Annotated in this window: 14 protein-coding genes; 11 read left to right on the top strand and 3 right to left on the bottom strand. The window is 69.8% G+C overall.

The features are described from left to right. The first annotated feature begins 51 nt into the window (after positions 1-51). The 3 genes from MRAB57_RS05935 to MRAB57_RS05925 all read left to right on the top strand — a co-directional run bounded on the left by MRAB57_RS05935 (position 52) and on the right by MRAB57_RS05925 (position 2916). Positions 52-351 carry a hypothetical protein gene (locus MRAB57_RS05935; protein WP_077086749.1) on the top strand — a complete coding sequence of 100 codons (300 nt, stop codon included), beginning with the start codon at positions 52-54 and terminating at the stop codon, positions 349-351. A 66-nt stretch (positions 352-417) separates the two neighbouring features. Next, positions 418-1935, top strand: coding sequence for a fatty-acid--CoA ligase FadD4 (gene fadD4 / locus MRAB57_RS05930; RefSeq protein WP_077086748.1), 1518 nt, complete (start codon positions 418-420; stop codon positions 1933-1935). Between the two features lie 3 nt (positions 1936-1938). After that, a complete protein-coding gene (locus tag MRAB57_RS05925) occupies positions 1939-2916 on the top strand; it encodes an enoyl-CoA hydratase/isomerase family protein (protein WP_077086747.1) in 978 nt (325 codons plus the stop codon). On the opposite strand, the gene MRAB57_RS05920 is transcribed toward MRAB57_RS05925, so the two are convergent. Together MRAB57_RS05920 and MRAB57_RS05915 are read right to left on the bottom strand one after the other, a co-directional pair. Beyond that, entirely contained in the window at positions 2913-3365 is a 453-nt protein-coding gene (locus tag MRAB57_RS05920; RefSeq protein ID WP_077086746.1) for a CD225/dispanin family protein, read from the bottom strand. The genes MRAB57_RS05925 and MRAB57_RS05920 overlap by 4 nt on opposite strands. Before the next feature lie 127 nt (positions 3366-3492). After that, positions 3493-4698 carry an acyl-CoA dehydrogenase family protein gene (locus tag MRAB57_RS05915; protein ID WP_077086745.1) on the bottom strand — a complete coding sequence of 402 codons (1206 nt, stop codon included), beginning with the start codon at positions 4696-4698 and terminating at the stop codon, positions 3493-3495. 8 nt (positions 4699-4706) lie between these two features. Here MRAB57_RS05915 and MRAB57_RS05910 point away from each other — a divergent pair, with 8 nt between their 5' ends. The 3 genes from MRAB57_RS05910 to MRAB57_RS05900 are packed head-to-tail and all read left to right on the top strand — an operon-like array spanning position 4707 to position 8228. Then, positions 4707-5732 (top strand): MaoC family dehydratase, encoded by a 1026-nt coding sequence (locus MRAB57_RS05910; protein ID WP_077086744.1) that lies wholly within the window; start codon positions 4707-4709, stop codon positions 5730-5732. Positions 5733-5742: 10 nt separating this feature from the next. After that, positions 5743-6930: a CoA transferase gene (locus MRAB57_RS05905; RefSeq protein WP_077086743.1), complete on the top strand. Its 1188-nt coding sequence runs from the start codon at positions 5743-5745 to the stop codon at positions 6928-6930. After that, complete coding sequence (locus MRAB57_RS05900; RefSeq protein WP_077086742.1) at positions 6924-8228, top strand: amidohydrolase family protein; 1305 nt, start codon at positions 6924-6926, stop codon at positions 8226-8228. Before MRAB57_RS05905 ends, MRAB57_RS05900 begins: the two co-directional genes overlap by 7 nt. Here MRAB57_RS05900 and MRAB57_RS05895 read toward each other — a convergent pair whose 3' ends face one another. After that, positions 8229-9122, bottom strand: a complete 894-nt coding sequence (locus MRAB57_RS05895) for an alpha/beta hydrolase (protein ID WP_077086741.1) — start codon at positions 9120-9122, stop codon at positions 8229-8231. 139 nt (positions 9123-9261) lie between these two features. Between MRAB57_RS05895 and MRAB57_RS05890 the strand changes: the two genes are divergently transcribed. The 5 genes from MRAB57_RS05890 (at position 9262) to MRAB57_RS05870 (ending at position 14453) form a co-directional block, all read left to right on the top strand. Continuing rightward, positions 9262-9924: a class I SAM-dependent methyltransferase gene (locus MRAB57_RS05890; RefSeq protein ID WP_077086740.1), complete on the top strand. Its 663-nt coding sequence runs from the start codon at positions 9262-9264 to the stop codon at positions 9922-9924. Further along, entirely contained in the window at positions 9921-11150 is a 1230-nt protein-coding gene (locus MRAB57_RS05885; protein WP_077086739.1) for a molybdopterin-dependent oxidoreductase, read from the top strand. The genes MRAB57_RS05890 and MRAB57_RS05885 overlap by 4 nt, the downstream gene beginning before the upstream one ends. A 1-nt stretch (position 11151) precedes the next feature. Next, positions 11152-11694, top strand: a complete 543-nt coding sequence (locus tag MRAB57_RS05880) for a hypothetical protein (RefSeq protein ID WP_077086738.1) — start codon at positions 11152-11154, stop codon at positions 11692-11694. A gap of 102 nt (positions 11695-11796) precedes the next feature. Continuing rightward, on the top strand, positions 11797-12999 hold the full coding sequence (locus MRAB57_RS05875; protein ID WP_077086737.1) for an alpha/beta hydrolase: 1203 nt from the start codon (positions 11797-11799) through the stop codon (positions 12997-12999). Positions 13000-13043: 44 nt separating this feature from the next. Then, a complete protein-coding gene (locus tag MRAB57_RS05870; protein ID WP_077086736.1) occupies positions 13044-14453 on the top strand; it encodes a WS/DGAT/MGAT family O-acyltransferase in 1410 nt (469 codons plus the stop codon). The last annotated feature ends 77 nt before the right edge of the window (positions 14454-14530 follow it).

Here is a 14530-nt window from a genome sequence, read left to right as displayed (position 1 = left end):
TGTTCGGTTTGGTCTATAGATAGCTAACAAACCGCTCCTGGAAGGCCGACGATGAAGTCCGTGAAGTCCAAGACACTCGCAGCGATCACGACAGCGATTGCCGCAGCGGGAATTCTGCTCAGTGGATGTTCTGCGTCGCAGGTGATCAACACCGGTGGCGACACGAAGTGCAAGGACTTCACCAGCCAGGATCAGAAGAAGCAGAACGACGAGATCAGCAAAATGCTCAAGGACAAGAGCGGCACCGATCCGACCAATCTGCAGATCGACGCGACGCGCCTGTCGGCGCAGACGTGGTGCCAGACCCTGGGCACGCCGGACAGCAAGATCTCCCAGTCCCCGCACGGCTGACGCCGGTGAGGCCGCCTCGTCGGCCCACTTAACACCCGTCAACTTCGGCGGCTGTACAGTCGGCGCATGCAGATCCGCCCCTATATCGGCGCCGACAAGCCGGCGATCGTCCTGTACCCCTCGGGAACCGTCGTCACCTTCGACGACCTGGAAGCGCGGGCCAACCGGCTGGCGCACCGGTTCCGTCAGGCGGGTCTGCACGAGGGCGACAGCGTCGCGATCCTGATGGAGAACAACGAGCACATCCACGCCGTCATGTGGGCGGCCCGGCGCAGCGGCCTGTACTACGTGCCGATCAACACCCACCTGACGCCGGCCGAGGCGGCCTACATCATCGACAACAGCAACGCGAAGGCCATCGTCGGTTCGGCGCCGCTGCGCGACACCTGCGCCGGTCTGGCCGAGCACCTGCCGAACGGGCTGCCGGGGCTGCTGCTGATCGCCGATGGGGACCTGCCGGGCTGGGACAGCTACCCGGAATGCGTTGCCAATCAACCCGATACCCCGATCGACGACGAGATCGAGGGCGATCTGCTGCAGTACTCGTCGGGCACCACCGGCCGGCCCAAGGGGATCAGGCGCGAATTGCCCCACGTCCCACCGGAAGACGCGCCCGGCATGATGTCGGCTCTGGTCGGGTTCTGGATGGACACCGACACGGTCTACCTGAGCCCGGCGCCGCTGTACCACACCGCACCGTCGGTGTGGTCGATGACGGTGCAGGGCGCCGGTCTCACCACGGTGGTGATGGAGAAGTTCGACGCCGAAGGCACCCTCGATGCGATCCAGCGCCACCGGGTTACGCACGGGCAGTTCGTCCCGGCCATGTTCGTGCGCATGCTGAAACTGCCGCAGGCCGTTCGTGATTCGTACGACCTGTCCAGTCTCAAGCGGGTGATGCACGCGGCCGCGCCGTGCCCGGTGCAGATCAAGAAGCAGATGATCGACTGGTGGGGGCCGATCGTCGACGAGTACTACGCCTCCTCGGAAGCGCACGGCTCGACGCTGATCACCGCCGAGGACTGGCTGGCGCATCCGGGTTCGGTCGGCAAGCCGATGGGCGTTGCGGTCCACATCCTCGACGAGGACGGCAACGAGCTGCCGCCCGGTGCGGCCGGTGAGATCTACTTCGAGGGCGGCTTCTCGTTCGAGTACCTCAACGACCCGTCGAAGACCGCCGGATCCCGTGACGGGCACGGCTGGGCCACCGTCGGCGACATCGGCTACCTCGACGAGGAGGGCTACCTGTACCTGACCGACCGGCGGCACCACATGATCATCTCCGGCGGGGTCAACATCTATCCGCAGGAAGCGGAGAACTTTCTGGTCACACATCCAAAGGTGCTCGACGCCGCGGTGTTTGGCGTCCCCGACGACGAGATGGGCCAGCGCGTGGTGGCCGCGGTGCAGACCGTCGACCCGGCCGATGCGACCGACCAGCTCGGTGAGGAGCTGATCGCGTGGCTGCGGGAACACCTGTCGCACTACAAGTGCCCACGGTCGGTCGCGTTCGAGTCGCAGCTGCCGCGCACCGATACCGGAAAGCTCTACAAGAACGGCCTGATCGAGAAGTATTCGGTGTGACCGATGCTCCAGGTGGTCGACCTATCGGATTCGGTGCCCAGCGCGCCGGAGGCCGACCTGGCGTCGCCACCGGGCGTCATGGTCGCCGTCGGTTCGGCCGCTGACCTGGCCAAGGCCGAAACCTGGCTGGATGCAGCGACTTTCACGCTGACCGAAGAGCCCAGCGCCGATCGTCGGGTGATCACCGTCGACTCGGTGCCCGAGACGCTCGCCGAGCTTGGGCGGCGTTGTGAGCGTTGGCCGCATGCCAGCGCCGTCTGCGACGACGTGCTGCGCGCGGTGCGGCCAGACGGCGCCGCGCTGGCCGGCGTCATCACCGAGTCGCTGGCGTACTCGACGCTGCAGGCCGGTCCTGAGTTCGCGCGGTGGCTCGAGGAACGCGGCCCCGGCGGCATGCCCGAGATCGCCGACCCGGTACTCGCCGAGCGCGACGGCGACGTCCTGGCGATCAGGTTCAATCGGTCGCGGCGGCACAACGCGTTTTCCACCGATGCGCGCGCGGCGCTGCTGGAGGCGCTGGCCGTCGCTCAGCTCGACCCGTCGGTCACCGGGATCGTGCTGAGCGGCAACGGCCCATCGTTCTGCAGTGGCGGCGACCTCGGCGAATTCGGCACGTTCGCCGACCCGGCGAGCGCGCATCTGGCCCGCACCCGGCACAGCCCCGCCCTGGCCCTGGACGCGCTGACCGCCAGGCTGGGGCGCTCGTGTCGCGCCGAGGTTCACGGCCGGGTGCTGGGCAGCGGGCTGGAGATGGCCGCATTCTGCGGATGGGTTGAAGCACAGGACAATTCGTTGTTCGGGCTGCCCGAGCTGATGCTGGGGTTGATTCCCGGGGCCGGCGGCACCGTCAGCGTCACGCGCCGGATCGGCCGCTGGCGTACGGCCTACCTGGTGCTGTCCGGGCGCACCCTGGACGCCGACACCGCGCTGGCGTGGGGCCTAGTCGACGCGGTTTGTGTTGGGACGCAACGGGTTTCCTAGAAGCCGGGAACCGTCGTGGTGGTCGTCGGGATGTTGGGCAGCTCGTGCACGACCACCGCGGCGATGAACGCGAAGTAGATCACCATGAACAGCACGGTGACGATGGGGCCGGTGATCGCGCCGATGATGGCCCATTTCTTGGCGTTGTTGGCCGCCTCCTGCGCCTCGGGGTAGCGCCCCTGCGCCCACAGCCCGGCGACCTTATTCGAGTACACGATCGAGACGATGCCGAAGGGGAGGCAGCACAGCACCGTGCACAGGATCGCCCAGACGAGGTAGTTGTCCGGCTCCTGCTGGGCCGGCCAGCCGGGTTGCTGGCCTCCCCAGGGCGCCGGCGGCGGAGTTTGCCAGCCGGGCTGTTGCTGACCCTGCCACTCCGGTGGCTGCTGGGGTGGCTGCTGGCCCTGCCACTCGGGGGAACCTTCGTATGGTCCGGGGGGATAGCTCATGGCAGGCGCCTTCCTGTGGTCGTCACCGGCCCGAACCGGATTACTTCCGCGGCGCTTTGCTGTGCGGCGGGGGAAGTCAGCCAAAATATAGCGCACGCACCCAGGTCGAAGCGGGAATTGAACCCCTTTAGATCCCGCCGCGGGCCACCAGCTGGCCGGCGATGACGTTGCGCTGGATCTCGTTGGTGCCCTCGCCGACGATCATCAGGGGTGCGTCGCGGAAATACCGTTCGACGTCGTACTCGGTGGAGTAGCCGTAGCCGCCGTGAATGCGCACCGCGTCCAGCGCGATCTCCATCGCGACCTCGGAGGCGAATAGCTTGGCCATCCCGGCTTCCATGTCGCAGCGTTCGCCGCTGTCGTAGCGCTCGGCGGCGTGGCGGGTGAGCTGCCGGGCGGCGGTGAGCTTGGTCGCCATGTCGGCCAAGTAGTTACCGATTGCCTGGTGCTTCCAGATCGGCTGGCCGAAGCTCTCCCGCTGCTGGGCGTAGGCCAACGCGTCCTCGAGCGCGGCGGTCGCCACGCCCAGGGCCCGGGCGGCCACCTGAATGCGGCCGGTCTCAAGGCCTTTCATCATCTGTGAAAAGCCCTCCCCGGCCCGGCCGCCCAGGATGGCCGACGCCGGGACGCGGAAGCCGTCGAACGACAGCTCGCAGGATTCGACGCCCTTGTAGCCGAGCTTGGGCAGGTCCCTCGATACCGTCAGGCCCGGGCCGTGCTCGACCAGCACGATCGAGATGCCCTTGTGGCGCGGGACCGCCTGCGGGTCGGTCTTGCACAACAGCGCGATCAGGCCGGAGTGGCGGGCGTTGCTGATCCAGGTCTTCGAGCCGTTGATCACCAGGCCGCCGGAGCCGTCGTCCTGCGCGGTGGTCGACATGTTCTGCAGGTCGGAGCCGCCGCCCGGCTCGGTCAGCGCCATGGTGGCGCGCACCTCGCCGGTGGCCATGGCCGGCAGGTAGGCCCGCTTCTGCTCCTCGGTGCCGAACAGGGTCAGCAGCTTGGCCACCACCGTGTGCCCGCCCATCGCGCCGGCCAGGCTCATCCAGCCCCTGGCCAGCTCCTGGGTGACCGACACGTAGCAGGGCATCGACACCGGCGACCCGCCGTATTCCTCGGGAATGGCCAGCCCGTAGATGCCGATGCGCTTCATCTGCTCGATCCACGCCGCGGGGTAGTCGTTGGCATGCTCGACCTCGCGGACGGTCGGCTTCACGTCGCGATCGATGAACGCGCGCACCGTGGCGACCAGCATGTCTTCTTCGTCGTTCACCTGCGACCTGTCCTTCTGCCACGTCCTGCGTTGCGCTCCGATTCGACAGCCTGCCAGCATGTGGCGTTGTGACGGATAACGGGTATGCGGCGGTCCGCGACGGCGGCGCCTATTTCGACGAGCTCTCGGTGGGCCAGGTCTTCGACTGGGCGCCGACGACGACGCTCACCGGGGGCATGGCCGCCGCGCATCAGGCGATCGTGGGCGATCGCCTGCGCCTGGCGCTGGACACCGGCCTGTGTGCGGCGGTAACCGGCTCGCCGGGGCCGCTGGCGCATCCGGCACTGGTGTGCGACGTGGCGATCGGGCAGAGCACGCTGGTCACGCAGCGGGTGAAGGCCAACCTGTTCTACCGCGGCCTGACGTTCCGCCGGTTTCCGGTCATCGGCGACTCCCTCTATACCCGCACCGAAGTGGTTGGGCTGCGGGCCAACTCGGCCAAGCCGGGCCGGGCGCCCACCGGGCTGGCGGCGCTGCGCATGACCACGATCGACCAGGCCGATCAATTGGTGCTCGACTTCTATCGCTGCGCGATGCTGCCGGCCGGCCCGGACTTCGATCCCGACGGCGCACCCGACGACGACTTGTCCGCCGTCGGCGCCGACGCCGCGCCGCCGGTCGCCGACCCCGCCGCTCAGTGGGACGGCGAGGCCTTCCGAAAGCGCGTTCCCGGACCGCATTTCAGTGACTTTGGTGCCGGTGTGGCGCCGGCGGTGTTGCACAGCACCGCCGACCTAGTCAGCAGCGCGCCCGAACTGGCCCGTCTCACCCTGAATATCGCTGCACCGCACCATGATTCGCGAGTCGGCGGCCATCGGCTGGTGTACGGCGGTCACACCATCGGGCTGGCGCTCGCGCAGGCGAGCAGGCTGCTGCCGAACCTGGCGACGGTGCTGGGCTGGCAGTCCTGCGACCACACCGGGCCGGTGCACGAGGGCGACACGCTCTACAGCGAACTGCACGTCGAGTCCGCCGAGCCCGCCGACCAGGGCGGGGTGCTGCGGCTGCGGTCGCTGGTCTACGCCGTCAGCGAGGCGACGGGCGAACCCGACCGGCAAGTGCTTGATTGGCGATTCAGCGCCCTGCACTTCTGACCGGAGCACAATGGTCCTGGTGAGCGACGCGGCGTCGGAGTGGGGGAGCAGCGGGCTGGCCGCCCTGACCGGATCACCCGATGGCCCCCCCGACTTCTCGCGTGCGAACGTGCTCGACCGCGCCGACCGCGTCGCGGCCGCGGTGGGCGAGCGTCTGGGCGTCGCCGTCGACGCCGCGGCGCTGCTCGCCGGGCGGGCCGGCCTGCTCGGGTTGACCCGCGGCGGCCAAACGTCGGCCGGCGGCGCCACCCGGCTGCTGCTCGCCCGGGGTGGCTGGTGTGCCGTCACGCTGTCGCGCCCGGACGACGTCGCCGCTATCCCCGCACTGCTGGAGGCCGACGACGTGCCCGGCGACCCGTGGCCGGCGCTGCAGCGTTGGGCCGCAACGCGTCCGGTGTCCGAGATCGTGGAGCGGGCGGCGCTGCTGGACATCCCGGCCGCCGCCCTGGGCGAGGCCGCTGCCGCGCCGCCGCGAATCTGCGCTCTCGGCGACCGTTCGCCCGCGCGGCCGCTGTCCGGCCTGCTGGTGGCCGACCTCTCGTCGATGTGGGCCGGCCCGCTGTGCGGGGGTCTGCTGGCGCGCGGCGGCGCGACCGTCGTCAAGGTCGAAAGCCCCCGCCGCCCGGACGGCACCCGCGCCGGCAACGCCGCATTTTTCGACTGGATGAACGGCGAAAAGCTGTCCTACTGTGTCGATTTCGATGAGGCCATCTACGAACTGCGCGCGCTGCTTGCGATCTCCGACATCGTGATCGAGGGATCGCGACCCGCGGCGCTGGCCCGCCGCCGCCTCGGCCCCGAGCACGTGGCGCCACGCGCGGGACGAATCTGGTTGCGCATCAACGGCTATGGCGCGGATTCTGCGCGCCCGGCATTCGGCGACGACGCCGCGGTGGCCGGCGGGCTGGTGGGCACGGGCCCGGTCTTCTGCGGCGACGCCATCGCCGACCCGTTGACGGGGCTGGAGGCGGCCGCGGCGGTGCTCGACTCGCTGGGCCGCGGCGGCGGCGAACTGATCCACCTGTCGATGGCCGCGGTGGCCGCGACCTACGCGGCGCTGCCCAGCGCGGCGCCGGTCTCGGATAGTCCTGCGGCGCCCCCGCCGGTCCCGCCGGCGTGCACCCCGGCGCCCGCGTTGGGAGCCGACGGCGACGCGGTACGGCGTCTGGTCGACGAAAGACGTTGTCTATCGTGCTGATCCGGCGCGCCACCCTGCTGGACGGCACCGCCGCCGACATCCGGGTCGGTGCCCGGATCGAGGAGGTGGCCGGCCAGCTTTGGGCCGCACCCGGGGAGCGTGTGCTCGACGCGGCCGGCGGCACCGTGCTCCCCGGCCTGCACGACCATCACGTGCACGTGCGCGCCGCGGCGTCCGCGCTGGACTCGCTGTCGGTCGGGCCGCCCGCCGTCCGCACGAAAGATCAACTGGCGCAAGCGTTGGCGCGGGCCGCGCCGGGGCCGGACGGCTGGGTCCGCGCGGTCGGCTACCACGACTCGGTCGCCGGTGAGCTGGACCGCGGCGACCTCGACGCCCTGCGGCCGGACGTCGCGGTGCGCGTGCAGCATCGCAGCGGCGCCCTGTGGATCCTCAACTCCGCGGCGCTGCGCCGGGTCGGCATGGCCGAACACGCCGACGGGCGCCTGCGCGCCAGCGACCGCGGCTGGTCGGACCGGCTGCAGCGCAGGGACACCGACCTGGCCGGACTCAGCGCCAGCCTCACCGCCCTCGGCGTCACCGGGGTCACCGACGCCACGCCCGACCTCGACGCCGAGGGCATGGTGGCCCTGCTGGTGGCGCACCGGCGCGGCGAATTCCGGCCGCGGCTGGGCTTTTTGGCGCCGGGGAAGAAGATTCTGCACGACGACGATTTGGACCTGGACTCACTGACCGAGTGGATCGGCCTCGCACACTCCGACGAACGGCCGGTGGCCGTGCATTGCGTCACCGCGGCCCAGTTGGTGGTGACCATCGCGGCGCTGCGCGCGGCCGGTGGCCATCCGCGCGATCGCATCGAGCACGCCGCGGTGGCCGACGACGACAGTCTGGCCGAGCTGGCCGACCTCGGGGTCACGGTGGTGACGCAGCCCAACTTCGTTGCCGAGCGCGGTGATCAGTACCTCGTCGACGTTCCCGCCGCCGACCACGGTCAGCTCTGGCGGGTCGCGTCCCTGCTGAGAGCGAACGTGCGCGTGGCGCTGTCCACCGACATGCCGTTCGGCCGGGGCGACCCGTGGGCGGCGATGCGCGCCGCGGTGTACCGCACCACGCCCAGCGGCGCGGTGTTGGGGGCCGATGAATGTGTCTCGGCGCGAACGGCTTTGACGATGTTCCTGGGCCACCCCGGCGAACCGGCCCGTGCCAGGGCAGTCGAAGCTGGCCAGCCCGGCGACCTCTGCGTGCTGAACGTGCCGCCCGCGACCGCGCTGGCCGAGCTGGACGCCGGCATGGTCCTCGCCACCGTCATCGGTGGCGAGGTCGTCTACCCGGCGACGTGATCAGCCCGCCGGGGCCAGCGCGCCGCGCAGCGCGCCGCACTGGGTGTTGAAAAAGCCCTGCGACACATCGGCTTTCGGCACGAACAGGTCGAAGCCGTGGAAGGCACCCGGGATGACGTCGACCTGGCAGGGCACGCCGGCGCTCTGCAGCCGCTCGGCGTACGCGAGATCCTCGTCGTGGAACAGGTCGTGGGTGCCGACCCCGATCCACGCCGGCGGCAGCCCGCTCAGGTCGTCGCGCCGGGCCGGAACGGCGACCTGTGGATCGGCGTCGCCGAGATACGCCGTCCAGCCGAAGTGATTGCTGCGCGGGCTCCACAGCCGGTAGTCGCGGTTCGGGGCTGTCGCCGAGCTCCGATCGTCGATCATCGGATAGGCCAGCAGCTGGAATGCCGGGGTCACCTCGCCGCGGTCGCGGGCGAGGAAAGCCAGGGTCGCCGCGAGGCCACCGCCGGCGCTCGCGCCGCCGATCGCAATCCGCGCCGGGTCCACCGAGGGCAGCCCGGCCAGCCACGTCAGGGCCGCGTAGCAGTCATCCACCGGCGCGGGATACGGGTGTTCGGGCGCCAGCCGGTAGTCCACCGACGCGACGGTCAGGCCCAGCCTGCTGGCGAACCGCCGGCACAGCCCGTCGTCCTGCGCTGCCGTACCGATCACGTAGCCGCCGCCGTGGATCCACAGCAGGGCCGCCCCCGGGTCGGTGACGCCGACCGGACGGAACAGGCGCACACCGACTCCCGACCCCAGCGTGATGACCTCGACGTCGCTCGCCGAGCTTCGCCGGGACAGGCCCTCCAAGGCTCGCATCAGCCGCAACGTTCGGGGCACGACCAGCTGGCGGGGCGCGAAGCGGGCGATTCGGCGCAAGTCCGGATGGACATCGTGGTTCGGCACCGATCCAGTATGCCCGCGGCTCCGAATCACTAGTTTTGGTGTAGCCGGGCAAGGATCGGGGAATCGATGGAAGAGCTGACGTGCGCGGTGGTCGTCTGTGGCGTCGCGATCGGGACGGCAACGGTGCGGGGGGCTTGACATGCTTGGCCATCTCTACGAACGGGCCCTTGGCGGCGAGCGATGTTGGATCCGCGATGAGGACGGCCAGATCCGCGTGCTGCCGGCGCACCGCTGGCTGGGCACCCGATGTTGCTCCGACCCCACCGCCGAACCGGCCGACGACTCCGACGAGGTGTTCGACGAAGCCGTGACCCAGATGTGCACCGGCCCGACGATCGAATTGGGGTGCGGGCCTGGGCGTCTCATCGCGCGGCTGTTCCAGCGGGGGATACCGGCGCTGGGCATCGACCGCTCCGCGGTCGCGATCCGCCTGGCCGGGCGCGGCGGGGCGCCGGTCCTGCTTGGCGACGTCTTCGAGCCGCTGCCCGGAATAGGCCTCTGGCAGACCGTGCTGCTGGTCGACGGCAACGTCGGTCTCGGCGGCGACCCACGACGAATCCTGGGGCGCGCCGCCGAGCTGCTCGGACGGGGCGGCCGTTGTGTCGCGGAGTTCGACGCCGAGGCCATCGGGGTCCGCGCCGGCTGGGTGCGACTGGAAACCTCCAGCGACGTTGGGCCCTGGTTCCGCTGGGCGACAGTGGGTGTCGACAGTGCCGCCGCGCTCGCCGCGCAGGTGGGGCTGAAGCTGAGTAGTGTCAGCCTGATTAGCGGCAGGGTGATCGCCAGCTTGGCGGCTGGGTGAGCGGCCCGGACTTTTTCCGGTTCCGCAGTCCACTGCGGGGCCCGTGGTCGACGTCCGTGTTCGGGCTCGCGCTGCTGGTCACGCTGCCGATCGTGATCCTCACCGGATTGCTGTCCTACATCGCCTACGCCCCGCAGCTCGGTCAGGCGATCCCCGAGCACGTCGGCTGGCTGCGACTGCCGGGCTTCACCTGGCCCACCCGGCCGCCGTGGCTCTACCGGTTGACCCAGGGGCTGCACGTGGGGTTGGGGCTGGCGATCATTCCGGTGGTGCTGGCCAAGCTGTGGTCGGTGATCCCGCGATTCTTCGCGTGGCCACCGGCCAGCTCGATGGCGCAGCTGCTGGAGCGGCTGTCGCTGGTGGCGTTGGTCGGCGGGATCCTCTTCGAGATCGTCACCGGCGTCCTGAATATTCAGTACGACTACATCTTTGGGTTCAGCTTCTACACCGCACACTATTTCGGCGCGTGGGTGTTCATCGCGGGGTTCGCGATGCACATCGCGGTCAAGATCCCGCGGATGATCGCCGGGTTGCGGTCGCTGCCGCTGCGGGAGGTCGCGCGCACCGGCCGCGACGACACCCGCGCGCAGCCCGTTGATCCCGACGGCCTGGTGGCCGCCGACCCGGCCGCGCCGACGATGAGCCGGCGCGGGGCGCTGGCCCTGGTGGGCAGCGGGGTGACGCTGGTCGTCGCGTTGACGGTAGGGCAGACCATCGGCGGGCCCGCCCGTCGGGCCGCCCTGCTGCTGCCGCGCGGACGCGGCGATTTCCCGGTCAACAAGACCGCCGTCGCCGCTGAGATCAGCCCCGAAAGCGTGGGCCCCGGTTGGGTTTTGACACTGCGCGGCGGGCCCTCGGAGGTGACGTTGGATCGCGCTGCGCTGGCCGCCTTGCCGCAGCGCAGCGCCCGGCTGCCGATCGCCTGCGTCGAGGGCTGGTCGACGGTGCAGACCTGGGCGGGGGTGCGGTTGTCCGACCTGGCCCGGGCCGCGGGCGTGCCCGCGCCCCGCTCGGCGCGGGTGGTGTCGCTGCAGCGCGGCGGGGCGTTCGGGGTCGCGATGCTGCAGGCCAATCAGATTGGCGATCCCGAAGCGCTATTGGCGCTGCGGGTCAACGGGGCCGACCTGCCCCTCGACCACGGCTATCCGGCCCGCATCATCGTTCCCGCCCTGCCCGGGGTGCACAACACCAAATGGGTCGGCGCCATCGAGTTCGAGGCGGGCTGAAATGCGTTCGGCCTTAACTGGTTTCACGTCCATCTACGGATCGCGCCCACTGCACCTGCTGACCATGGTGGCGGGCTTCGCGCTGCTGGGCTACATCCTGGCCACCTTCGAACCGGCGACGCTGTGGAGCGGTGGCACCTGGTGGCAGACGATCGCCGTGTGGTTCGCCGCTTCGGTGATCGCCCACGACCTGCTGTTCTTCCCGCTGTATGCGCTGGCCGACCGGCTGCTGTTCCTCGGCGTCCGCCGGCGGGAATCCCGGATCGGGTCAAAAGTGCTCGCGCGCAATCACATTCGCGTGCCGGCCCTGGGCGCCGGGCTCACGCTCCTGATCTTCCTGCCCGGCATCATCGAACAGGGCGGCCCGACCTATCAGGCGGCGACCGGACAAACCCAACAGCCATTCCTGGGTAGGTGGTTGCTGCTGGCGGCGGCGATGTTCGGCGTCAGTGCCATCAGCTATGCCGTCCGCCTCGTCGGGCGCCGTCGGCGCGCCGCGACCGGCCCCACCGAGCAAACAGGAAATGCCGGCGCTGCCGCGTAAATCTCGCTGTAGCAAATCCCGGGTGGGTGCATTTTCCGCCGCGTTCGCCGCTTCTACGCAAACGTCAGTTTCTGGTGGCGGCGCAGGGGTAGTCTGCCCTTCATGACGGCGAGGGTTCCGCGGGTAATTCCTTCTTTGAAATGGTTGCTGCGGGCGCGTCCCGCCGACTATGCGATGGCTTTGAGCGTTGCCAGCACGTCGTTGCCGGTGGTCGGCAAGCATCTCGAGCCGCTGGGTGCCATCACCGCGATGAGCGTGTGGGGCATGCGGCTCGCGCCGGAGGCGATCACGGCGATGAGCAAGGACCGGCGAGCACCAAGCACCGGCGAAGCCCGCAAGCGCGACCGGCAGAGCACCCAACAGGTCTCCGTCGCGGCCCTGCGTGGCGTCGTGTCGGCCGCCGATCTCGACGCGCAGTGGCCCACGGCCGACCGCACCCCGCCGATGTGGAGCGCGCTGCGTCAGCGCCCGTACCTGTACCGCCGTGCGGTCCACTACGGCGACCACCCGGCGCAGCTGCTCGACGTCTGGCGGCTCAAGGACCTGCCCGTCGAACCCGCGCCGGTGCTGATCTTCGTCCCGGGCGGCGCGTGGGTGCACGGCCGCGCCATGCTGCAGGGGTCGGCACTGATGTCCTACCTGGCATCGCAGGGCTGGGTGTGCCTGGCGATCGACTACCGGGCCTCACCGAACCATCGCTGGCCGCGGCACATCACCGACGTCAAGACGGCCATCGCCTGGGCGCGGGCCAACGTCGACAAGTTCGGTGGCGACCGCAATTTCGTTGCGGCGGCTGGCTGTTCGGCCGGTGGGCACCTGTCCGCGCTGGCCGGGCTCACCCCCGACGACGCGCAGCTCGGGTCGAAACTGCCCGAAGGCGCCAACAGCTCGGTGGACGCCGTGGTCGGCATCTACGGCCGCTACGACTGGGAGGACCGTTCCACGCTGGAGCGTGAACGCTTCGTCGAGTTCCTGGAGCGGGTGGTGGTCAAGCGCAGGATCGCGCGTCATCCCGAGGTGTTCCGCGACGCGTCGCCGATCGCGCGCGTACACCGTAATGCCCCGCCGTTCTTGGTGATTCACGGCAGCAAGGACAGCGTGATCCCGGTCGAACAGGCGCGTAGCTTCGTGGAGCGGTTGCGCGCGGTCTCGCAGTCGATGGTCGGCTACGTGGAGCTGCCGGGCGCGGGCCACGGCTTCGACCTGGTCGACGGCGAACGCGCCGGTGTGGCCGCCCACGCGATCTCGCTGTTCCTGCACCAGGTCTATCGCACGGCGACACAGCGGGCCAAAGAGGTTATCTAAAGCCGCGCTCCTGAGTAGGGTCCCTTTATGGGCAAGGGGCAGCGGTGAAACGGCTAAGCGGCTGGGACTCGGTACTGCTGTACAGCGAGACCCCGAACGTGCACATGCACACCATCAAGGTCGCGGTGATCGAGGTGGCCGCGAACCGCCAGGATTTCGGCATCGACGCATTCCGTCAGGTCATCGGCGGCCGGCTGAACAAGCTCGAGCCGTTCACCTATCAGCTCGTCGACATCCCGTGGAAGTTCCACCACCCGATGTGGCGCGAGCACTGCGAAGTCGACCTGAACTACCACATCCGGCCGTGGCGGCTGCCCGAGCCAGGCGGCCGTCGCGAACTGGACGAGGCGATCGGGCAGATCGCCAGCACCCCGCTGGACCGCGACCGTCCGCTCTGGGAGATGTACTTCGTCGAGGGCCTGGCCAACGACCGGGTGGCGGTGGTCGGCAAGATCCACCACGCCCTGGCCGACGGCGTCGCCTCGGCGAACCTGATGGCCCGCGGCATGGACCTGGTGCCCACGCCGGAAAGCGGCCCGCAGGTGACGGACCCGGCGCCGACGCCGCGGCAGCTGGTGGGGTCGGCGTTCTTCGACCACCTGCGGCAGGCCCGCAAGCTGCCCGGCACCGTCCGCTACACGGCGCAAGGCATCGGGCGCGTGCGGCGCAGCTCGCGCAAGCTCTCGCCGGAGCTCACCATGCCGTTCACGCCGCCGCCGACCTTCATCAACCACCGGATCACCCCGGAGCGCCGGTTCGCCACCGCCACCCTGTCCCTCGCCGACGTCAAGGAGACGGGTAAGAAGCTCGGGGTCAAGATCAACGATGTGGTGCTGGCCATCTCGACCGGAGCGCTGCGCACCCTGCTGTTGCGCTATGACGGCACCGCCGAACCGCTGCTGGCTTCGGTGCCGGCGAGTTTCGACTTCTCGCCCGAGCGGATATCGGGCAACTACTTCACCGGGTTGATGGTGGCGCTGCCGGCCGACCTCGACGATCCGGTGCAGCGGCTGCAGGCCTGCCACGACAACGCCAACTCCGCCAAGGAGGCCTACCACCTGGTCGGGCCCGAGTTGATCAGCCGGTGGTCGGCGTACATGCCGCCGCTGGCCACCGAGTCCTTCTTCCGCTGGGCGTCCAGCCGCGACGGCCAGAACAAGGTGCTCAACCTGCCGATCTCCAACGTGCCCGGTCCCCGCGAGCGCGGCAGGGTCGGCGACGCCGTGGTCACCGAGATCTATTCGGTGGGGCCCCTGACCGCGGGCAGCGGACTGAACATCACCGTCTGGAGCTACGTCGATCAGCTCAACATCTCGGTGCTCTCCGACGGCGCCACCGTCAAGGATCCGCACGAGGTCACCGAGGCCATGGTCGCTGACTTCATCGGATTACGCAGGGCCGCAGGGCTTTCCGAGGATCTGACGGAGGTTCCGGCCGCGATGGCGCCGGCCTGACGGCCGCGCCTGGCCGCGGGTGCCGGCCGCTGGGTAACGGGACTCTTTGCTGCCGCCAATGCCATTTCCGTCGGCGG

This window comes from Mycobacterium rhizamassiliense (assembly GCF_900157375.1).
Classification (GTDB): domain Bacteria; phylum Actinomycetota; class Actinomycetes; order Mycobacteriales; family Mycobacteriaceae; genus Mycobacterium; species Mycobacterium rhizamassiliense.
The sequence above is the reverse complement of the archived record's forward strand: the minus strand, read 5'-3'. Positions and strand labels throughout refer to the sequence as shown.